At 66.3% G+C, this 21,117-nt stretch carries 15 protein-coding genes, 5 pseudogenes and 1 riboswitch; of the genes and pseudogenes, 11 read left to right on the plus strand and 9 right to left on the minus strand.

The window, feature by feature from the left end; all coding sequences use genetic code 11:
* Positions 1 to 41 precede the first annotated feature (41 nt).
* The 3 genes from yhjD to B133_RS0112920 all read right to left on the minus strand — a co-directional run bounded on the left by yhjD (position 42) and on the right by B133_RS0112920 (position 3,030).
* Positions 42 to 1,061: an inner membrane protein YhjD gene (gene yhjD / locus B133_RS0112910; protein ID WP_018601677.1), complete on the minus strand. Its 1,020-nt coding sequence runs from the start codon at positions 1,059 to 1,061 to the stop codon at positions 42 to 44.
* A 20-nt stretch (positions 1,062 to 1,081) separates the two neighbouring features.
* A complete protein-coding gene (trpS, locus tag B133_RS0112915; RefSeq protein ID WP_026256363.1) occupies positions 1,082 to 2,098 on the minus strand; it encodes a tryptophan--tRNA ligase in 1,017 nt (338 codons plus the stop codon).
* 122 nt (positions 2,099 to 2,220) lie between these two features.
* The gene (locus tag B133_RS0112920; RefSeq protein WP_018601679.1) at positions 2,221 to 3,030 is read right to left on the minus strand and encodes an exodeoxyribonuclease III; all 810 of its coding nucleotides are present in this window, start codon (positions 3,028 to 3,030) and stop codon (positions 2,221 to 2,223) included.
* 71 nt (positions 3,031 to 3,101) lie between these two features.
* Here B133_RS0112920 and B133_RS0112925 point away from each other — a divergent pair, with 71 nt between their 5' ends.
* Positions 3,102 to 3,935 carry an alpha/beta fold hydrolase gene (locus B133_RS0112925; RefSeq protein WP_018601680.1) on the plus strand — a complete coding sequence of 278 codons (834 nt, stop codon included), beginning with the start codon at positions 3,102 to 3,104 and terminating at the stop codon, positions 3,933 to 3,935.
* Between the two features lie 66 nt (positions 3,936 to 4,001).
* On the opposite strand, the gene B133_RS0112930 is transcribed toward B133_RS0112925, so the two are convergent.
* Complete coding sequence (locus B133_RS0112930; RefSeq protein WP_018601681.1) at positions 4,002 to 5,222, minus strand: NADP-dependent isocitrate dehydrogenase; 1,221 nt, start codon at positions 5,220 to 5,222, stop codon at positions 4,002 to 4,004.
* A 198-nt stretch (positions 5,223 to 5,420) separates the two neighbouring features.
* Positions 5,421 to 5,540, plus strand: a riboswitch (SAM riboswitch).
* A 152-nt stretch (positions 5,541 to 5,692) separates the two neighbouring features.
* On the opposite strand from B133_RS0112930, the gene B133_RS22780 reads away from it, so the two are divergent.
* Genes B133_RS22780 through B133_RS0112945 form a run of 3 tightly spaced genes read left to right on the plus strand, consistent with a single transcriptional unit; the run spans position 5,693 to position 8,907 of the window.
* Positions 5,693 to 7,018, plus strand: a complete 1,326-nt coding sequence (locus B133_RS22780) for a bifunctional o-acetylhomoserine/o-acetylserine sulfhydrylase (protein WP_018601682.1) — start codon at positions 5,693 to 5,695, stop codon at positions 7,016 to 7,018.
* 42 nt (positions 7,019 to 7,060) lie between these two features.
* Positions 7,061 to 8,179: a homoserine O-acetyltransferase gene (locus B133_RS0112940; RefSeq protein WP_085974275.1), complete on the plus strand. Its 1,119-nt coding sequence runs from the start codon at positions 7,061 to 7,063 to the stop codon at positions 8,177 to 8,179.
* A gap of 2 nt (positions 8,180 to 8,181) precedes the next feature.
* Positions 8,182 to 8,907 (plus strand): class I SAM-dependent methyltransferase, encoded by a 726-nt coding sequence (locus tag B133_RS0112945; protein ID WP_036418605.1) that lies wholly within the window; start codon positions 8,182 to 8,184, stop codon positions 8,905 to 8,907.
* 44 nt (positions 8,908 to 8,951) lie between these two features.
* On the opposite strand, the pseudogene B133_RS24410 reads toward B133_RS0112945, so the two are convergent.
* Positions 8,952 to 9,101 (minus strand): annotated as a pseudogene (locus B133_RS24410) (hypothetical protein); the annotation flags it as partial.
* Positions 9,100 to 9,183 (minus strand): annotated as a pseudogene (locus B133_RS24910) (TetR family transcriptional regulator); the annotation flags it as partial. The pseudogenes B133_RS24910 and B133_RS24410, both read right to left, overlap by 2 nt.
* A gap of 1 nt (position 9,184) precedes the next feature.
* On the opposite strand from B133_RS24910, the pseudogene B133_RS23725 reads away from it, so the two are divergent.
* From B133_RS23725 to B133_RS0112980, 5 genes and pseudogenes are all read left to right on the plus strand, one after another.
* Positions 9,185 to 9,635: pseudogene (locus B133_RS23725) on the plus strand (rRNA adenine N-6-methyltransferase family protein); the annotation flags it as partial.
* Between the two features lie 296 nt (positions 9,636 to 9,931).
* Positions 9,932 to 10,925 (plus strand): annotated as a pseudogene (locus B133_RS22790) (DUF222 domain-containing protein); the annotation flags it as partial.
* A 617-nt stretch (positions 10,926 to 11,542) separates the two neighbouring features.
* A complete protein-coding gene (ltrA, locus tag B133_RS0112970) occupies positions 11,543 to 12,979 on the plus strand; it encodes a group II intron reverse transcriptase/maturase (protein WP_018601686.1) in 1,437 nt (478 codons plus the stop codon).
* A gap of 106 nt (positions 12,980 to 13,085) precedes the next feature.
* Positions 13,086 to 13,364 (plus strand): annotated as a pseudogene (locus tag B133_RS24915) (HNH endonuclease signature motif containing protein); the annotation flags it as partial.
* Positions 13,365 to 13,548: 184 nt separating this feature from the next.
* Positions 13,549 to 14,325, plus strand: coding sequence for a hypothetical protein (locus B133_RS0112980; RefSeq protein WP_018601688.1), 777 nt, complete (start codon positions 13,549 to 13,551; stop codon positions 14,323 to 14,325).
* Positions 14,326 to 14,405: 80 nt separating this feature from the next.
* On the opposite strand, the gene B133_RS0112985 is transcribed toward B133_RS0112980, so the two are convergent.
* Together B133_RS0112985 and B133_RS0112990 are read right to left on the minus strand one after the other, a co-directional pair.
* Positions 14,406 to 14,699 carry a DUF3017 domain-containing protein gene (locus B133_RS0112985; RefSeq protein ID WP_018601689.1) on the minus strand — a complete coding sequence of 98 codons (294 nt, stop codon included), beginning with the start codon at positions 14,697 to 14,699 and terminating at the stop codon, positions 14,406 to 14,408.
* The gene (locus tag B133_RS0112990) at positions 14,696 to 15,547 is read right to left on the minus strand and encodes a bifunctional methylenetetrahydrofolate dehydrogenase/methenyltetrahydrofolate cyclohydrolase (protein WP_018601690.1); all 852 of its coding nucleotides are present in this window, start codon (positions 15,545 to 15,547) and stop codon (positions 14,696 to 14,698) included. Before B133_RS0112990 ends, B133_RS0112985 begins: the two co-directional genes overlap by 4 nt.
* A 142-nt stretch (positions 15,548 to 15,689) precedes the next feature.
* Here B133_RS0112990 and B133_RS0112995 point away from each other — a divergent pair, with 142 nt between their 5' ends.
* Entirely contained in the window at positions 15,690 to 16,604 is a 915-nt protein-coding gene (locus B133_RS0112995) for a hypothetical protein (protein ID WP_018601691.1), read from the plus strand.
* Here the strand turns inward: B133_RS0112995 and B133_RS0113000 are convergent.
* A complete protein-coding gene (locus tag B133_RS0113000; protein WP_026256367.1) occupies positions 16,589 to 18,358 on the minus strand; it encodes a PQQ-binding-like beta-propeller repeat protein in 1,770 nt (589 codons plus the stop codon). The genes B133_RS0112995 and B133_RS0113000 overlap by 16 nt on opposite strands.
* 77 nt (positions 18,359 to 18,435) lie before the next feature.
* Here B133_RS0113000 and B133_RS0113005 point away from each other — a divergent pair, with 77 nt between their 5' ends.
* Entirely contained in the window at positions 18,436 to 21,069 is a 2,634-nt protein-coding gene (locus B133_RS0113005) for an FHA domain-containing protein (protein ID WP_018601693.1), read from the plus strand.
* The last annotated feature ends 48 nt before the right edge of the window (positions 21,070 to 21,117 follow it).

Raw genomic sequence — 21,117 nt, forward strand, 5'->3', positions numbered from 1 at the left:
CTCTCGGGCCCGCCGGGCCCGGACACCGGACGAGGCGGCCGCTATCTTCGCATCAGCCGTGAAATACCCAGCGCACCAATCGCACCGGCTGCCGCAGCGGCGACGAGCCCGGAGGCGCCGGGCCCCTCGTGTACCTGTATGCGGGTGGTGATCTGCGCCGGATCAGGCGGGGCCACGTGCAGCTCGGCGAGGCTCTCGGTCGAGGTCGCCGCCCATGCGGTGGCGAACAGGATCAGCCGTGCGGTGACGTAGGCAAACACCATGAGGCCGAGCACCGGGCCGAATGTCGCCCCCGCGGGCCCGCGGGTGACCGACTGCAGATATATCGACGCCACCTGTTTGAACAGCTCGAATCCGACGGCAGCCAGCAATCCGGCGCGCAGAGCGCTGCGGAAGTGCACGGATTCCCGCGGCAACCGGGCGATGATCCAGCTGAACAGCAACCACGAGACCAGCAACGAAATCAGGATGGACGCCACGCGCAGCCCACCGCCCAGCGCAGCGAAATCGGGTAAGCCTATCCATCGCAACACTTTTCGCATCAGCTCCGGGTCGCCCAGTGCGGTCAGCGCAATAGTGAGCACCATCGCCAGAAACGCGGAGACCAGCGCCAGCAGATCCGACAGCTTGTTGCGGACGAAACTGGAATCATGCCTGTGCTGCAGCCACATCTGGCTCAGCGCCTCACGCAGGTTGGCCATCCAGCCCAACCCAGCCCAAGCCGCCGTGGCCAAGCCGATCACGCCGACCGTGCCACGCGAGGCGATGGCCGAGTCCATGAGCGCGATCAGCTGCTGGCCGAGGTCACCGGACACCACCGACCGGATACGGTTCTCGATCTCGTCGAGCAGGCCGGGCTTGCTGGCCAGCACGAAACCACCGACGGCGAACCCGACCATCAGCAGTGGGAACAGCGCGAAGATGGTGAAGTACGTGATGCCCGCTGCGTAGAAGTCGCCGTTGCAGTCGTTATAGCGATCCTGCGCCCGCATCACCCGATCGAACCAGGGATAGCGGGACCGCAGCCGGTCAAGGAACCCCGGTTTCTCCTGCTCGCTCACCGACCCCCCTGCCCGGGCGCTTACGACGTTTGCTGAAGAAACCCTATCCTGTCGTAAACCCGGGCGAGGGTCTTGCCGGCAACCTGTCGAGCGCGATCCGCCCCGGCCGCCAGTACCGCAGTGAGTTCGGCGGTGTCGGCCAACAGCTCATCGACCCTGGTTTTGATCGGTGCGACGAACTCCACGACCACCTCCGCGGTGTCCTTTTTGAGGTCGCCGTAGCCACGGCCGGCGTAATCGTCGACCAGCGTGTCGATCGCGGTGCCGGTCACCGCGGACTGGATGGTCAGCAGATTCGAGACGCCTGGCTTGTTCGCGGGGTCGAACCTGATCTCTCGCTCACTGTCAGTCACCGCCGAACGGATTTTCTTGGCGGTGACTTTGGGGTCGTCGAGCAGGCTGATCAACCCCGCGTCGGTGGCCGCCGACTTGCTCATCTTGGCCGTCGGATCCTGCAAGTCGTAGATCTTGGCGGTGGCCTTGGGGATCATCGCCTCGGGCACCACGAAGGTGTCCGGGAACTGCCCGTTGAACCTTTGCGCCAGGTCACGGGCCAGTTCCAGATGCTGCCGCTGATCCTCCCCGACCGGGACCAGATCGGTGTCGTAGAGCAGGATGTCGGCGGCCATCAGCACCGGGTAGGTGAACAAACCGACCGTGGCGGCGTCCGCGCCCTGCTTCTGCGACTTGTCCTTGAACTGTGTCATCCGCGAGGCCTGGCCGAACCCGGTGAAACAGCCGAGCACCCACGCCAACTGGCTGTGTTCGGCCACATGACTCTGCACGAACACCGTGCTGCGGGCCGGGTCGATGCCCAGGGCCAAGTACTGCGCCGCGGTGATCAGGGTGCGCCGGCGCAAGGTCTCGGGATCCTGCGGGACGGTGATGGCGTGCTGGTCGACGACACAGAAGAACGCGTCATAGCCGTCCTGCAGCTGCGCCCAGTGCGTCACCGCGCCCAGCGCGTTGCCGAGGTGCAGGGAATCGGAGGTGGGTTGGGCGCCGGAGAACACGACGCGTTTGCTTCCACTAGTCATGATGGAGACGATTTTCGCACTGGCGTCATCCGGTTTCTTCACCGGTCAGCTGACGCAGGACGCGCAGCAACACCTCACGATCGCCGGCGGTGAGTTGTCCCAGCCTGCGGCCGGGCTGGGGTTCACCCGTAGCAAACGGTCACCGGTGAATGGTCGGACCACCGCAGCGCGTACGCCTCGGCACGGTCGACGTGTGCGCTGACCGCTCGGGCAGCCAGCCCCGGTGTCGCCAGGTGATAGTCGATACGCCACCCGGCGTCGTTGTCGAATGCCTTTCCGCGCCATGACCACCAGCTGTACGGGCCGGCGACGTCGGGGTGCAGCGCACGGACCACGTCAACCCAGCCGGTGGCCAGCAACTCGGTCAGCCACTGCCGCTCGCTGGGGAGAAAGCCCGACTTCTTGATGTTGCCCTTCCAGTTCTTGATGTCGTTCTCGGTGTGGGCGATGTTCCAGTCGCCACACACGACAACATCCGCGCGGCGCAGCTCAGCCATGCGGGCCGCGACGGTCACCATGAACCGCTCCTTCTCCAACTGCCGGTCGGTCTCCGCCTCGCCCGTCGGCACGTACATGCTGACCACCGTCACCCCCGCGGTATCGACCTCGAGGTAGCGGCCGTGCGCTCCGAATTCGTCGGACACCAGCAGCCGCGACGCGTCGATCGCGTGCCGTGACAACACCGCAACGCCGTTGCGCCCCTTGACGTGCGGCGCCGCCGACGCCAGGTACCAGCCGTCTGCCAGCGCCGGAGCGAGCGCGTCAGCCAGCTGATCGTCGTCGGCGCGGACCTCCTGCAGGCACACCACGTCGGCCGTCGTCTCCTTCAACCAGGGCAGCAGGCCGAGATTCTCGGTGGAGCGCTGCTTGACCGCGGCGCGGATGCCGTTGACGTTGATGGTGCTGACGGTCAGTGAGCCGGGAGATGCCACGGCCGAGACCCTACCGACCCGCACCGACAGCTCCTTGCGGTACCGGCGGTATCGCCTTAGTGTCGAGATGCATGGCCGAACACGCGCCGATCCACCTCGGTACTCCGGGCGGGGAACCGATCCTGCTGCTGCACCCGTTCCTGCTGTCGCAGAGCGTGTGGAAGTACGTCGCACCCCAACTCGCCGAGACCGGCCGCTACGAGGTGTTCGCCCCCACCATGGCCGGCCACCACGGCGGCCCGCATGCGCCGCTGCTGCTCGACGTCGCCACCCTGGCCGATGATGTCGAGCGTCGCCTGGATCAACTGGGCTGGGGCACCGCACACATCGTCGGAAACTCACTGGGTGGCTGGGTCGCGTTCGAACTGGAACACCGCGGCCGCGCCCGGACCCTGACCGGCGTCGCACCCGCGGGCGGCTGGGCCCGGTTTACGCCGGCGAAGTACGAGATCATCGCGAAATTCGTGGCCGGGTTGCCGATTATGCTGGGCGCCACCCTGTTTGGGCAGCGGCTACTGCGATTGCCCTTCTCCAAGCAGATCGCCTATCTGGCGGTCTGCGCGACGCCCGACGCCATCACCGACAGCGACCGCCGCGACCTGATCGACGACCTGTCGCATTGCCCAGCGTATTTCAAGCTCATGCTCAAGGCGCTGACCACCGCAGGACTCATGGAGATCGCCGATTCCCGCACGCCTACCCACCTGGTGATCTGCGAAAAGGACCGGGTGCTGCCCACACCGCGGTTCACCAGGCATTTCACCAACAGCCTCGCTGCCGACGCGCTCGTCACGACGTTGGACGGCGTCGGCCACGTGCCGATGTTCGAGGCACCCGATCGCATCACCAAGCTGATCGTCGACTTCGTCGACAGCCACACCGACCAGGCGCGCGCCACGGGCTAGCCCACAGTCAACCGCGCCGCTCGGCTGCAGGCCGCCCTACGGCTGGTCCGCAGTCACCAAACGGGTTTAGCCGGCCAGCGCCCTCTTGAGATGGTCGGCGATGGTCGCCAGGAACGCCTCGCTGGTCTGCCATGCCTGATCCGGACCGATCAGCAACGCGAGGTCCTTGGTCATCGAACCGCCCTCGACTGTCTCGATGACAACGCGCTCAAGCGTCTCGGCGAAGTGCGCCACCTCGGGGGTGTTGTCCAGCTTGGCCCGGTGTTCCAGACCGCGGGTCCAGGCGAAAATCGACGCAATCGGGTTGGTGGAGGTCGGCTTACCCTGCTGGAACTGGCGGTAGTGCCGAGTGACGGTGCCATGCGCGGCCTCGGCCTCGACGATCTTGCCGTCCGGCGTCATCAATACCGAGGTCATCAACCCGAGTGAACCGTAACCCTGTGCGACGGTGTCGGATTGGACGTCACCGTCGTAATTCTTGCACGCCCAGACGTAGCCGCCCTCCCACTTCAGGCAGGAGGCCACCATGTCGTCGATCATGCGGTGCTCGTAGGTCAGACCGCGCTTGTCGAATTCTTCCTTGAACTCGTCATCGAAGATGCGCTGGAACTCGTCCTTGAACATCCCGTCGTAGCCTTTGAGGATGGTGTTCTTGGTCGACAGGTAGACGGGGTAATCCTGTTGCAGCCCATAGGAAAACGACGCGCGGGCGAAATCCTGGATGGACTTGCGGAAGTTGTACATGCCCATGATGACGCCACCGCACTCCGGGATGTGCACCACCTCGTGCACCAGCGGTTCACTGCCGTCATCAGGGGTGAACGTCACGGTGAACGTTCCGGGCTTGTCCACCTTGGTGTTGAAGGCCCGATACTGGTCGCCGAACGCGTGGCGACCGATGATGATCGGCTTGGTCCAGCCCGGGACCAGCCGCGGCACGTTCTCGATCACAATCGGTGCGCGGAAGATAGTGCCGCCGAGGATGTTCCGGATCGTGCCGTTGGGCGAGAGCCACATCTTCTTGAGGTTGAACTCTTTGACCCGAGCCTCATCAGGGGTGATGGTCGCGCATTTGACGCCGACACCGTGCCGCTTGATGGCGTTGGCCGCGTCGATGGTGACCTGGTCGTCGGTGGCGTCGCGGTGTTGGATGCCGAGGTCGTAGTAGTCCAGGTCGATGTCGAGGTACGGCAGGATCAGCTGGTCCTTGATCATCTGCCAGATGATGCGGGTCATCTCGTCACCGTCGAGTTCGGCAACGGTGCCTTCGACTTTGATCTTGGACATGTGAGCCCGCACCCTCCTGCTCCTCGAATGTCTCTCGCGGCCACCATACAAGGGGGCTCACCCTGCTGACGTGCCCACTTTCGCTACCGACGAGTAGGTTGGTGACCCGGACTGAAACATGTTCAGCAACGCTCGGAGCCGACCCGCCAGATCAAACCACTTGGCTCTGACCCGCGATCATGCGATACCCTTTATCTCGGTCATGAGTGCCAGCGATAAGCCCCGGCTTGCTGGCCGGCAACCCTCCAACCGCGGTGGGGTGCCCCGGGTGATGACCAGGTTGAGTAGCCGTCGCCGGCTGCAAGGCAAGCGCGGGTCCGAAGGTACGGGCCCCCAGAGAGACAGGGAAATCCTGATGGAGGCCACCCATGTGTTGTCGTCCGTGAACTGTTCCGTCCGTTTGCCGTCTTGTACGTGTAGGCACGACGCCCGGTAGCCGATTCACCCCGACTTCATAGGAGATACCGACGATGACCACACCTGACGCCTGGTCATTCGAGACCAAGCAGATCCACGCAGGTCAAACGCCTGACAGCACCACCAACGCCCGGGCACTGCCCATCTACCAGACCACGTCGTTCACATTCCGCGACACCGACCACGCCGCGGCGCTGTTCGGGCTGACCGAGCCGGGCAACATCTACACCCGGATGATGAACCCGACCACCGACGTGGTCGAGCAACGCGTCGCAGCCCTTGAAGGCGGCGTCGCCGCGCTGTTCCTGTCCTCCGGACAGGCCGCCTCGACGTTCGCGATCCTGAACCTGGCCGGGGTGGGCGATCACATCGTGTCATCCCCGCGGCTGTACGGCGGCACCTACAACCTGTTCCACTACACGCTGCGCAAGCTCGGTATCGAGGTCAGCTTCGTGGAGAACCCCGACGACCTGGCCTCGTGGCGGGCCGCCGTCAAACCCAACACCAAGGCCCTCTTCGCCGAGAGCATCTCGAACCCCCAAATAGACGTGTTCGACATCCCCAATGTCGCGGCCATCGCCCACGACAACGGCGTCCCCCTCATCATCGACAACACCATCGCCACCCCGTACTTGATCCAGCCGATCGCCCACGGCGCCGACATCGTGGTGCACTCGGCCACCAAGTACCTGGGCGGGCACGGTTCGGCGATCGCAGGCGTCATCGTCGACGGCGGCAGCTTCGACTGGACGGCAAGCGGACGCTTTCCCGGGTTCACTCAGCCGGACCCCAGCTACCACGGTGTGGTGTTCGCCGACCTCGGTGCACCGGCCTTTGCGCTCAAGGCGCGGGTGCAGCTGCTACGTGATTTGGGGAGTGCCGCGGCACCCTTTAACGCCTTCCTCATCGCGCAGGGATTGGAAACACTGTCACTGCGCGTTGAACGCCACGTGTCCAACGCTCAGAAGGTTGCCGAGCATCTCGCCGGGCACCCGGATGTGATCTCGGTGAACTACGCCGGGCTGCCCACTTCCCCCTGGTACGAGCTGGGCCGCAAACTCGCTCCGAAGGGCACCGGCGCGGTGCTTGCCTTCGAGCTGGCGGGCGGTGTCGAAGCCGGCAAGGCCTTCGTCAACGCGCTGACCCTGCACAGTCACGTCGCCAACATCGGCGACGTACGCTCCCTGGTCATCCACCCGGCCTCGACCACCCACCAGCAGCTCAGCCCTCAGGAGCAGCTGGCTAGCGGTGTCACTCCCGGACTGGTGCGCCTCGCCGTCGGCCTCGAGGGCATCGACGACATCCTGGCCGACCTGGATCAGGGTTTCGCTGCCGCCCACCCGTTCCGCGACGCCGACCAGGCCCCGGCGACGGTGTGAGAACGTGAGAAACGCATCGTGACGATCACCGAAACAACCACCATGCTCCCTGGTCTTCCACCTGCCGCCCTGCCCGCCGAGGGCGAGCTGGGCGTGGTCAACATCGGCGCGCTGCGCCTGGAGAACGGCACTATCCTGCCCGATGTCACCATCGCAGTGCAGCGGTGGGGCGAATTGTCTCCCACCCGCGACAACGTCGTGGTCGTGCTGCACGCGTTGACCGGAGACTCCTACATCACGGGTCCGGCCGGCCCCCACCACCCGACACCGGGCTGGTGGGACGGCGTCGTGGGCCCGGGTGCCCCGATCGACACCGACCGCTGGTGCGCGATCTCGACCAATGTGCTGGGCGGCTGCCGCGGTTCCACCGGCCCCGGCTCCCTTGCCCCCGACGGAAAGCCTTGGGGCTCAAGGTTTCCCCAGATCACCATTCGCGATCAGGTGGAGGCCGACCGGGCCGCGCTGGCAGCGCTCGGTATCACCAGGGTCGCGGCGGTGGTCGGCGGCTCGATGGGCGGGGCCCGCGCGCTGGAATGGCTGGTCGGCCATCCCGACGAGGTCAGCGCCGGTCTCGTGTTGGCGGTCGGGGCGCGGGCGACCGCAGACCAGATCGGCACCCAGAGCAGTCAGGTCGCCGCGATCAAGACCGATCCCGACTGGCAGGGCGGCGACTATTACGGCACGGGCCGCGAACCCATGACCGGTATGGAGATCGCGCGGCGATTTGCGCACCTCACCTACCGCGGCGAAGAGGAGCTGGACTCCCGGTTCCGCAACGACCCGCAGGCCGACGAGGACCCGGTCACCGGCGGTCGCTACAGCGTGCAGAGCTACCTGGAGTACCAGGGCGGCAAGCTCGCCGCCCGATTCGATCCCGGAACCTATGTGGTGCTCTCCGACGCGCTGTCCAACCACGATGTCGGCCGGGGCCGCGGCGGGGTCCGGGCCGCACTGCAGGGTTGCCCGGTACCGGTGGTGGTCGGCGGAATCACTTCCGACCGGCTCTATCCGATCCGCCTGCAAGAGGAACTGGCCGAGCTGCTGCCCGGTTGCCACGAGCTGGACGTCGTCGACTCGGAGTACGGGCACGACGGCTTCCTGGTCGAGACCGAGGTGGTCGGCAAGCTGGTCCGCCGGACGCTGGAGCTGATACCGAGGTGAGCATGTCGAGCCAGCAACGTTCCCTATCGTTCGGCTCTGAAGCCGCCGCCTACGAACGCGGCCGCCCGTCATACCCACCGGAAGCGATCGACTGGTTGTTGCCCACCGGTGCGCACGACGTGCTCGACCTGGGTGCGGGCACCGGCAAGCTCACCACCCGGCTCGTCGAACGCGGCCTGAATGTTATTGCCGTGGACCCGATTCCGGAGATGCTCGAGCTGCTGACGAACTCGCTGCCGGACACCCCGGCGCTGCTGGGCACCGCCGAGGAAATCCCGTTGGCGGATAACAGCGTCGACGCCGTGCTCGTGGCCCAGGCCTGGCACTGGTTCGATACGGAGCGGGCAGTGGCCGAGGTGAGCCGGGTGCTGCGCCCGGGCGGGCGGCTGGGTCTGGTGTGGAACACCCGCGACGAGCGAATGGGCTGGGTCAAGGACCTGGGGCAGATCATCGGTCACGAGAACGACCCGTTCAACCATGAGGTCACGCTGCCCGCGCCGTTCGCCGATACCGAACGCCAACAGGTCGAGTGGACGAGTTATCTGACGCCACAAGCACTCATCGACCTTGTGGCCTCACGTAGCTACTGCATCACCTCGCCCGAACAGGTGCGCACGCGCACGCTGGGCCAAGTGCGCGAACTGCTGGCCACGCACCCCGCGCTGGCCAACAGCACGGGCTTGGCACTGCCGTACGTGACGGTGTCCATCCGGTCGACTCTGCCCTGACCGAGTGAGGAAGACCAGCGCAAGATCGTCGGCGTCGTCTGCAGTCAAATGAGGCGATCGACGGCGCCGGCGTCCTCGGCACCGAACCACCGCTGCAGTGCGCCGGTCAACCCAGTGTCCTCGAATCCGTCTGCAGCCCAGGCGACATAGCCGTCAGGGCGGATCAACAGGGCGAGGTCCACAGCGGCTCTCCGGGCGGGCGCGCAGCAGTTCGATACTGCGGCGCATACGCTCGACCTGCCGGTAGGCCAGCGCTTCGTACTTGCCGATGAAGTGCATCGTCAAAATCGTCTCGCACACAACGGGTCCCATCATCGAAGTCGGCGCCGGGGACGGCGCGCTGACGGTGCCGATGGAGCACCTCGGGCGGCCACTGACGGCCGTCGAGATCGACCGCCGGCGAGCCGAGCTACTGGCTCACCGCACCACAGCCGATGTCGTAGCCGCCGACTTCCTGCACTACCGGCTGCCACACACCCCACACGGGCGTCGCGACGATGACCGCGCAGTGGTGGCCGTGGTTTGAATTCGGCTTGGCTCGAAGGGTTTCCGCGGATGCGTTCCGCCCGAGCCCCAGCGTGGAAGCCGGGTTGCCGACCATCACGCGCCGGCGGGAATCACTGATCGACGCTGCGGACCGTCGCCGCTATCAGGCGCTGGTCCATGCAGTGTTCACCGGACGGGGACGCGGCATGGCGCAGATCCTGCGCCACCGAGTGAACCGGAAATGACTGTATTACAACGGAATTTACCCATCATCTCTTCCGCGCGAGCTCACCGCGGCGCAGTCGCCGCTATTTCGGTACCCGACTGGCGAGGTCATTTCGATGTCGAGCCAGCGGACCCGGTCACCGAGATTCACACCAAGGACAAATTCCGCGATGCTTTTGTCCCTGGTGTGAATCTCGGTGCCGCCCGCAACCGATAGCCCAGCAGATCGACGAATATCGTTGATGATACGAGTGATTCGTGAGTTTCGGTGAGGCCCCCGAATTTGTCGGACCCTTCTGTGATGATTGGTGTTATGTCTTCGACGGCAACATCTTTCGCTGCTGGGGTGAGTCCTGTGCAGCGGGTGGAGGGGTTGTTCGAGGAGCTGGCGGAGCTGGTTGGTCAACGCAACGCGATCGACGGCCGCATCGTGGACATCGTCGCCGAACTGGATCGCGACGAATTGTGCGGCGCCACCGGCGCCCGATCGATCACAGCTTTGGTGGCCTGGAAGACCGGTGTCACCCCGCACAACGCCGAAACAATGGTGGCAGTCGCACGCCGCCTCGAGGGGTTCCCACTCTGCGCCGAAGGGATGCGGGAGGGCCGGTTGTCGCTGGATCAGGTGGGGGTGATCGCCGAACGCGCCGCCGACGGTTCCGATGCGCATTATGCGGAGTTGGCGGCGGTGGCCACTGTTGCCCAGTTGCGTACGGCGGTCAAACTCGAACCCCGCCCCGCCCCTGATCCAGATCCCGAACCGGATCCCAAACGCGCGTTCCGCAAAGAGGTTCACGACGACTGCACGACCTACCGGATCACCCTGCCGCGCGACGAGGCAGCGACAGTCGATGCTGCGATGCAGTCGCATCACGACGCGTTGATCGCGCAGTGGAAGCGTGACCACGAGGATGCCGACCAGGCATCGGAGCAGGCACCGCCGTTCCCCGGCACCGTGGATGCATTGATGAGCCTGATCGAGGCCGGCTGGGACACCGACGTGGCGCGCCGCCCACATGGGCAGCACACCACGGTGGTGGTGCACGTCGACCTCGACCGCGACGGTGCGAAACCGGTCGCCTCACTGCACCTCGGGCCGGTGTTGTCCGATGAGGAACGCCGCTTCCTGTCCTGTGATGCGAGCTGTGAGGTGTGGTTTGAACGGCACGGGCGGGTGATCGGTGCGGGGCGTAGTACGCGGCAGGTCAGTCGCCGGTTGCGCCGGGTGTTGGAGGCATCGGGATCGGTGCTGTGTGGTGCCCGGCTGCGGCGCCACCCGCGGTCTGCACGCTCATCACCTGCAGCATGTGCGCCGTGAGGCGCGTGTATTCCGATCGGAGGTGAGAGACCTCCGATGTTCGGCCGTCACAGCGGTCGGATGAAAGCTGAGGGCAGCTGAATCTCGTAGGGATCGAGAGGGATTCGGTGGCAAGCGGCCCTGACAAAACCACGGCGGGTCAGTACTGCCAGATGACATGGCGCGTGGTGAGCAAGGTGAGAGGGCATACGTGAGGAACCAGTGTCGGAATCCTCGTTAGGTGGAACCGGTCTGCAAATCTGGCGGATATCGGACCGGTGTTGTGGTGCACGCGGAAGTGGTGTATCGGACGCGTCCGTTGCCTGTCCCGGCCAGGGGTGGGCAGCAGCCGGTGGGGAATTGTCTGTGGCGTACCTACCGGGGCCATCGGGGTAAAGCTGGGTGCCGGCCTCACCAATCGGATACATGTGAACACGGGAACCATTCGGGTGCTTCCCTTCCCGCGTCCCGGCCAGGGGTGCGGCGGGNAGGNGTCGATGCCCACCGAGGGCACTGGGATGGGGCGGAGCCGCCGTAGTACTGCGAGGCCGGGAAAGCCGGTCACATCGGGAAGGGCGGCAGTAGGACACGCAGAATACGGAGATTGCCATGTCAGAAGATGCACCGATGAATATCGGTGCCGCGCTGGAGTTGCCGTCCGTGGCGGCCCAGCGGGTACTGAGGATGCAGACCAAACTGCACTGTTGGGCGATGGCCGATCGTGGTCGTCGGTTCGACGATCTGTTCAACCTCGTGGCGGACCCGTGTTTCCTCGCGGTAGCGTGGGCACGGGTCCGGGAGAACACCGGTGCCCGCAGTGCGGGGATCGATAAACGCACCGCCCGCGGCATTGAGGCTAGTGCCGATGGTGTCGTCGGGTTCCTCGAACAGTTGCGGGACGCATTGCGCTCCGGCATGTTTCGACCGGTACCGGTGCGGCGAGTCGAGATACCCAAAGCCAGCGGCAAGGTCCGCAAGTTGGGTATCCCGACCGTGGCCGATCGGGTGGTACAGGCGTCGCTGAAGCTGGTGCTGGAACCGATATTCGAAACGGATTTCTCCGATTCGAGTTACGGGTTCCGGCCGCAGCGACGGGCTCAGGACGCGATCGAGGACATTCGGATGTTCGCTCACCGTGGTTATGAGTGGGTGTTCGAAGCCGACATCGCAGCGTGTTTCGACGAAATCGACCACACTGCCCTGCTGCACCGGATACGTGGTCGGATCGGCGATAAACGCATCCTGGGGTTGGTGAAGGCATTCCTGAAGGCCGGAGTGCTCGGCACCGACGGCACCACCTATGACACCTACACCGGAACTCCCCAGGGCGGCATCCTCTCGCCGCTGCTGGCCAACATCGCTCTGTCGGTTATCGATGACCACTTCGACAATCGCTGGGCGGCCCACCGGCACGGATCGGCCCGCAGGACCCATCGCCAGCACGGCGGAGCGACGTATCACCTCGTGCGATACGCCGATGACTTCGTGGTTCTGGTCTTTGGCCAACGCGGGCACGCCGAACAACTGTGGGAGGACATGACCGATCTGCTGGCACCGATGGGGCTGCGGTTGGCCCCGGCCAAGACGCAGGTCGTGCATATCGACGAGGGCTTCGACTTTCTGGGATTCCGCATCCAGCGGCATATCCAGCGGGGAAGCAACCGGGCATACGTCTACAGCTACCCGTCGCGCACCTCGCTGCAGACGATGCGACGCAAGCTCAAGACGGTGACCAAACGGATTACCCACCAACCCGCCGATCAGCTGTTCGGGCAACTGAGCCGGATGGTCCGCGGTTGGGCCCAGTACTTCCGGCACAGTTCAGCCAGCCGGGCCTACTCCCACATCGCCAACTACATGTGGTGGCGGGTGTGGAGCTGGCTGCTGCACAAACATCCCCGCACCGGCAAACGGGCCCTCTGGGCCCAGTACCACGTGCGCCGCTGGCCGCAGTACAACGGTGTTCGGCTCTACAACCCCACCACGATGAGCATCCAGCGCTATCGCTACCGGGGCTCGAAGATCCCGACACCCTGGGCAACACCTATCGTCGTCCCAGCTTGACCTACGGAGAGCCGGATGCGATGAGAGTCGCACGTCCGGTTCGGGGGCGCGGCGGCGGGAAATAGCCTGAGCGACAAGCTCAGACACTACGCCCGCCGCCGACGCCTACTGGGAGGACGGCGGGCGCACCGACCTGGACAATCTGGTGTTGGTATGCCCATATCATCACCGACTGCACCATCGCGGGGGTGTCACCATCACCGGACCGGCTGACCGACTCATCGTCACCGATGCCGCCGGGCGACGACTCAGTGCAGGGTCCCTGGCCCGGCCACCAACCACACCCCCACCCGACGTCCCACCCTGCCCCGGACCCACCGGCGAACACGCCAACTGGTGGTGGTACACACCCTTCCAACCCCAACCACCACCATCGACGAACTAGGGTCTCCGCGAGCAGATCCTCGACCGACGTCGCACCGGCCAAGGCCAATCGCTGCGCAAGTGTCGTCTGGATATCGGCAGGCCCGAGTCCGAGCGCCTCGTCGATGATCCGCTGGGTTTCGTCGTTGTCGCTTCCCACGCCGGCGACGGTAGCTCACCAGGCGTAGTGCTGTCAGGATGGCCGGGTGGACCACCACGTGGAGTCGACGGAGATCTCCGATGTCACCGATGCGCTGGGCCTGTGGCGGCAGCTGGTGTCGGGTGCTGTCGGCCGTCCACTGCCGCCGGCTGTCGCGGTCGATGCATTCCGACGAGTCCACCGCGGGGGTGAGTCGGGCGCCTTCGATTCCGCCCTGCTGCTGTGTACCGACTGGCACTGGCGCCGCGTGAGCGCGCAGGTGCTTGCCGGCATCGTGGAGTCAGGCATCCTCGACGATGACGACCAAGATCGGCTCGCCGACACGCTGCTCTGGCAGGAGCGGGTGCACTACCGGCACCCGATCTGGTGGGTCGGCACCAGCTTCGTCGAGTACCGCCTCGGCGCTCCAAAAGCGGGCCGGACGATCCGCGTCCACCCCGACACTCTCGCTACTGCGGACCGCAGTGTGTGGCCGCCGCTGCGAACCTGGGCTGCTGGCCACGTTCTGTGTCGAGGCCGAGCTGCAGCCGACGACGTCCTGCAACACGCACGGTCGCTGCCGGCCCGCGACGCGGCAGCCGTCGTGACCGGAGCCGTCCGCGTAGCCGACGCCCTTGACGACGATCAGGCGCGAACCGTGCTGAATGCGGCGTTGGACTGGGGACATAAAGCACCCCGCAAGGCAGCCCTGGAACGGCTGCTTGCCAGCGGCGACGACGAACTGGTTCAGGCGCTGGCCGCAGACGATCCAGACGCCTCGATCCGACAGTGGGCATCCGAACAACTCTTCAGCAAAGCCACCCAGGACGGCCTATTCGACTGACGCACCATGCATCCCATCCGTTGAGCGCCTCCGTCGTCGGTGGGATCCACCAGATGTGCAGTCGGATGCGAGACACACCGCTAGCTAGTGCCCAACGGATCGATGGTCCACGCGATGTAGAGCACCGCCGCGCTGACGGTGGCCGTGGTGACGAAATCGATCGCCCGGGTACGCACCACCAGCAGGCCGGCCCGGTCATCGGTCAAGGTCAGCCGCAGCGCCGCAGCCACCCCGACACCGATGCCGATGACCAGCGCACCGCGCCGCCAGTAACCCGCCACGACCAGGGCGAACGCCGCGATGAAGATCAGCCCGACCACGAGGATCGGCCATTGCCGGGCGAACAGCTTGTGGGCGAATTCCTGGACGGTCACGCCAGTTTCGACTCTTCGAGCTCGACGACGTTGGTCAGCAGGAACGCGCGAGTCAGCGGGCCGACCCCGCCGGGATTCGGCGACACGTGACCGGCCACCTCCCACACATCGGGGGCCACGTCACCGGTCAACTTGCCGTCGACTCGACTCACCCCGACGTCGACGACGGCAGCGCCCGGCTTGACCATGTCCGCAGTCAGCAGATGCGGTACGCCGACCGCCGCGATGATGATGTCGGCCTGCCGGGTTAGGCCAGGCAGATCACGGGTTGCGGTGTGACACAACGTCACCGTGGCGTTCTCCGAGCGGCGTGTGAGCAGCAGACCCATCGGACGGCCAACCGTGATACCGCGGCCGATCACCACCACGTGGGCCCCCGCGATCGGCACGTCGAACCGGCGCAGCAGATGCACGATGCCGCGCGGGGTACAAGGAAGTGGTGCCTCTACACCGAGGACCAGCCGGCCCAGGTTGGTCGGGTGCAGCCCGTCGGCATCCTTGGCCGGATCGATGCGCTCGAGCGCCGAGTTCTCGTCGAGGTGCCTGGGCAGCGGCAACTGCACGATGTAGCCGGTGCAGTCGGGGTTGGCATTGAGTTCGTCGATGGTGGCATCGAGTTCGGCCTGCGAGATGTCCGCGGGCAGATCGCGCCGGATCGAGTTGATACCGACCTTGGCGCAGTCGGCATGCTTGCCGCGCACATAGGCCTGCGATCCGGGGTCGTCACCGACCAGTACGGTGCCCAACCCGGGCGTCCGGCCCGCAGCAGTCAATTTCGCTACGCGCTCTTTGAGATCGGTGAAGATCTCGTCGCGCGTGGCCTTACCGTCCAGCGTTATCGCACCCACACTGTCATTCTGACAGGCCGCCTCGCCGACTCCCCGCTGTGCACAGTTCTCCGGACGTGTTCTAGCGCCCAAGGCCGACGATTTCCCGCCACACCCACTGGGTGATCACTGAAGCGCCGGATTCTCTGTCAATCTGAGGGGTATGCGGGAGACCGCCGACGACGCGATGGTGACCTACCGCTACGTGCGGGTCGGTCTCGTCGCGCTGGTGGTGTTCCTGATCGTGTCGCTGGTATTAACAGCCGCACATAGCTGTCTGCAGGGTTCGATCAGTGCGTTCTTCTACACCCGCACCCATGCGGTGTTCCTTGCCGCGCTCTGCGCCATCGGCGTCTGTCTGATCGCCTACCAGGGCAGCCGCACCGCCGAGGACGCGCTTCTGAACTTCTCCGGATTCATGGCGTTCATCGTGGCCCTGATCCCGACCGGCAGCGCCGGGGTGTGCCGAGCCTGGTTGCCGACTGTGGTCGACCCGCTCGGCGGCGTCGCCAACAACGTCACCGCCCTGTTCGTGGCCGCGGCCGCCGGTATCGCGCTGTATCTGGCGCTGAGCCGGTGGCGGCCACCCCAGCCGGAACCCACCGCCGAAGACGAGGAGTGCGCCACCGCCGCAGCCCTGTGGAAGTGGCTGGCGAAGGCCCTGTTGAAGACCGAATCCTGGTTACCCAAAGCCTTGTTCGCACTCGCGGTCATCGGTGCGCTGGCGCTGTTCTCGGACTGGTTCATGGCGCGGGCGCACGCGTTCGCCGCGGTCGCCATGTTTCTGGCGATCACGATGGTCGCCGTCTATCACGCGTGCTACGCCCGGGCCGCCGGGCGCCAGCAGCGGGCCCGCTTCTACGCCGTGATCGCGGTGCTGATGCTGGCCACGGTGGTCCTGGCCGTGGTACTGCTCGTCAAGCATGTGGAGTTCGGCCTGCTGCTCGTCGAACTCCTCCTGATCGGCCAATTCGCGCTGTTTTGGGCTGTGCAGACCTGGGATGTCTGGGAGCCCCGCGACAAGTATCCCGGCGAGGCGGTACCCGCGCTGGCCAATACGCCTCAGGCCGCCCGGTAACCGTCGATCAGCAGGTTCTGCCCATCGCGCCGCAGCACAAGCACGGCGCCCGGGACCGGGATCATGCCCTCGACGGCCGCCGCGGGAACCTCTCCGGATTCTGCACACGTGGTGCTGTCGAAGGTGCGCAGCGCCGGTTGGATGCCTCGGTCGGCGACGACGAAGCTGCGGGGAAAGGCCAGGTAGGACAGTCCGGCCGCACGACCGGGCACTCGACTGTTAAGTCCGCTGACATTCCTACCGACCGTGCAACGTTGCTTGCCGTCGGCGCCGAACAACGTCAACTGCCGGTCCGAGACGACGAACTCGTCACTGGGCCCGAGGGACGGTTGCGGGAACCCCTGTTCGGGTAGCGCAGTGACCGTCTTCCGCGCGATGTTCGCGTACGACGGTGCCTGCGGCGCGCCGAACCCGTCGAACTGCAGGAACACCCCGACGGAGTTGGCGGGCGCGGCTATCACGTCCAGCGGTCCCCCCTCTTGTTGCTGGTGTTCCTGCGGGCGCGCCGCATGCAGCACCGTCGTATCCCACTGGGTGTGGCCACTGGCAGGGTCGAGCGCGATCAGCCGGATGTCGACACCGGCCGTCGAGGTGCAGCGAGCGATCGACACCACCCACGAGCGTGTGTCGGCGTCGATCTCGCCGTCCGCGCACTCCGACGGGTTTGGATCCGGCACAGTCCAGGCTGATCTGCCGGTGCGGGTGTCGAACCGAGTCCACGACGCCACATCCCGGAAGACCAGGAACGGCACGTCCCGGTCGCCGGCATGCCCGACAGCCTCCAGCAGCCGGGGGTCGGCGCTCGTCCACAGCTTCGCCCCGGTGACGGCATCGAGTGCCACCAATGCCCGACCCAGGGAGACCACCACGGTGGCGCCGTTGTCATAGACCGAGATGCCGTCGACGACGACATCGCTCTGGCCGGTGCGGGCATAGTGCCAGCGCTCGGTGCCGTCGATGCCGTAGGCCGTCACGCGGTGGTTGGTATAGACGACAAAACCGGCTCCGGCGGCAGCGATCTGATAGTGCCCGGGTTTGCCGCCGATCGCACCGGGCGCCTCGGCATCGAACGCGTCGGGGACCGTGAGGCCGAATCCGCGCCGGCCGAGCGCCGACGGCAATGCGGGCACATCGGTCGCGGCAGCCATAGACGCGTCGACAAAGCGGTCGTCGTCGCCGGCCCGCAGTGCGCCGACGGTCACCACGACCCCGGCGACCACCGCGATGACCACGCCCACCGCGACCAGCCGCAGGCTGTCGCGCCCCAGCCGGGCGAACGCCGCGGTGGCCAGCAGAGTGGCGATCGCGCCGGCCACGCAGAGCAACCACGCCGCCACGCCGGCTGCCAGTGCCGGCGTCACCGGATACGCCTGCGTGAGCGTGCGGTAGAACGCCGGTATTCCCTGCGTGAAGTACGCGAAGAACACCAGGACTGCCAACGACACCAGGATCACCGGTATGCCCGGCAAATGTCGTCCGGCACGCCCACGCTGCCGGACACTGACCATCGCGGCGATCAGCAGCAGTGCCACCACAGTCACTGCGAGCGGGATCCGGCTCGGCAGATCCGCACCCCAACGGTGCAGACCACCGATGAACCAGGCATCAAGACCGAGCGGGCGCGGCGGCCCCAACCGGCTCCACCACGCGAGCGCGACCGCGCACACCAGCAATCCCACCGCGACGCCGGCACATACCGTCGCCGCCGGCCGCAGCACCGCGCGAATTCGTTCAGTCGCCTCATCCCAGGCCATGCGGGCCATCGTCACACACGCCGCCACGCGTCCATGGCGCGGCAATTCGAGCAGCCGGACCGATAGAGTTGGTCCCGATGAGCCGACCAGCCCCGCCCGCGCTGACCGTTCGGTACGACGGGTCGACCCGTACCTTCGCCCCCGGCAACGATGTCGTCATAGGCCGTGACCTGCGCGCCGACGTCCGCATCGCCCACCCGTTGATCTCACGTGCGCACCTGGTGCTGCGGTTCGATCAGGGCCGATGGGTTGCGATCGACAACGGCAGCCTCAACGGCATGTATGTCAACGGCCGCCGAGTGCCTTCCGTGGATATCCAGGACGGCCAGGTCATCAACATCGGGAACCCGGACGGCCCACAGCTGAGCTTCGAGGTCGGCCACCACCAGGGCAACGTGGGCCGCACGCCGACTGTTGCGGTGCCGATCGCCACACGACAATCCGGCAGCTGGCCCACCCAGGCGCCCACCGGAGGGGGCTGGCAGCAGCCGCCTGGCAGCGCCCAGCGCCCGGGCTATCCGTCGGGCCCGCAGCAGCGTTACCCGACCGGCACGCAGTCCGGTTTCTCCAGCGGGCCGCAAGCGGGCTATCCGAGCGGTCCCCAGCCGGGTTACCCCAGCAGCCCGCAGTCGTACCAGCCACCGTCACCGGCGCGGCCGACTGGTCCGCCGTCTGCGCAGGCTCCGACCACCATGGGCCCCGCCGTGTCGGCACCGCGCGGCAACGAGCCGATCGCCAACAAAGCGACCAGCATGCTCAAAATCCTGCGGCCGGGCCGGACACCCGAACCGACTGCAGGAGCGGTGAAGATCGGTCGCGCCACCGACAACGACATCGTGATTCCCGACGTGCTCGCCTCACGGCACCACGCCACCCTGCTCCCGATGCCCGGGGGCACCCAGATCCGCGACGAACGCAGCATCAACGGCACGTTCGTCAACGGCGCCCGGGTGGACTCGGCGATCCTGCACGACGGCGACGTGGTCACCATCGGCAACGTCGACCTGACCTACACCGGCGGCACGCTGGTGCGGCGCAGCGAGACCGAGGCCGACACCCGCACCGGTGGGCTGGAGGTCCGCGCCCTGACGTGGACCATCGAGGGCAACAAGACCCTGCTGGACAACATTTCGCTGGACGCCCGACCCGGCACGCTGACGGCCGTGATCGGTCCGTCCGGCGCCGGCAAGTCGACCTTCGCCAAGCAGGTCGCGGGCCTGACCCATCCGACCAGCGGCACGATCACGTTCGAGGGTCACGACGTCCACGCCGAGTACGCCTCGCTGCGCTCCCGTATCGGCATGGTGCCGCAGGACGACGTGGTGCACGGCCAGCTCACCGTTCGGCAGGCGCTGATGTACGCCGCCGAACTCCGGCTGCCGCCCGACACCACCAAAGCCGACCGAGAACAGGTCGTCATGCAGGTGCTCGAAGAGCTCGAGATGACCAAGCATCTCGACACCCGCGTCGACAAGCTCTCGGGCGGGCAGCGCAAGCGCGCATCGGTGGCGTTGGAGCTGCTCACCGGCCCGTCGCTGCTGATCCTCGACGAGCCCACCTCGGGGCTGGACCCGGCACTGGACCGCCAGGTGATGACGATGCTGCGGCAGCTGGCCGACGCCGGCCGCGTGGTGCTCGTGGTCACCCACTCGCTGACCTACCTCGACGTGTGCGACCAGGTGCTGTTGCTGGCGCCCGGTGGGAAGACCGCCTTCTGCGGGCCACCCAGCGAGATCAGTGCGGAGCTGGGCACCACCAACTGGGCGGACATCTTCAGCACGGTCGCGGGTGACCCCGAAGGGGCCAAGCAGCGGTACCTGACCATCCACGGGCCGCCACCGCAACGCCCGCCCGCGGACAAGCCTGCGAGCCTCGGCGAGCCCGTGCACACCAGCCTGCTGCGCCAGTTCTCCACGATCGCGCGCCGCCAGATGCGGTTGATCATCTCCGACCGTGGCTACTTCGTCTTCTTGGCGCTGCTGCCGTTCATCATGGGCGTGCTGTCGCTGTCGGTGCCGGGCGAGACCGGCTTCGGACCGCCGAACCCGCTCAGCGACGCGCCGAACCAGCCCGGGCAGGTGCTGGTGCTGCTCAACGTGGGTGCGATCTTCATGGGTACCGCACTGACCATCCGCGACCTGATCGGCGAGCGCGCGATCTTCCTGCGTGAGCAGGCCGTCGGGTTGTCCACGACGGCCTACCTGTTAGCCAAGATCTGCGTGTACAGCATCTTCGCGGTGATCCAGGCGGGCATCGTCACAGCCATCACCATCATCGGTGTTGGCGCCCCGACTCAGGGCGCCAACCTGCTCGGCAACGCGTCCCTGGAACTGTTCGTCGGTATGGCTGCGTGCACGGTCTGCGCCGCGACGGTCGGCCTGGCCTTGTCGTCGGTCGCCAAGACCAGCGAGCAGATCATGCCGCTGCTGGTGGTCGCGATCATGAGCCAGTTGGTGTTCTCCGGTGGCATGATCCCGGTGACCGGCCGGGCCGTGCTGGACCAGATGTCGTGGGTCACCCCGGCCCGCTGGGGATTCGCGGCGACGGCATCGACGGTGGGACTCACCGATCTGGTGAAACCGCCGATCGTGCCCGACGACTCGCTCTGGAAGCACTCCGAAGGGGCCTGGCTGTTCAACATGGCGATGCTGGCCGCGCTGTCGATCTTCTACGTCAGCTTCGTGCGTTGGAAGATCCGCCTCAAGGGCTGAGTTCCCTCCCGCGAGCAGACGCTCGGGTACGCCAGCCTCGGCGTGTCG

Origin of the sequence: Mycobacterium sp. 155, assembly GCF_000373905.1 — a bacterium.
In the GTDB taxonomy this organism is placed as follows: Bacteria; Actinomycetota; Actinomycetes; order Mycobacteriales; family Mycobacteriaceae; genus Mycobacterium.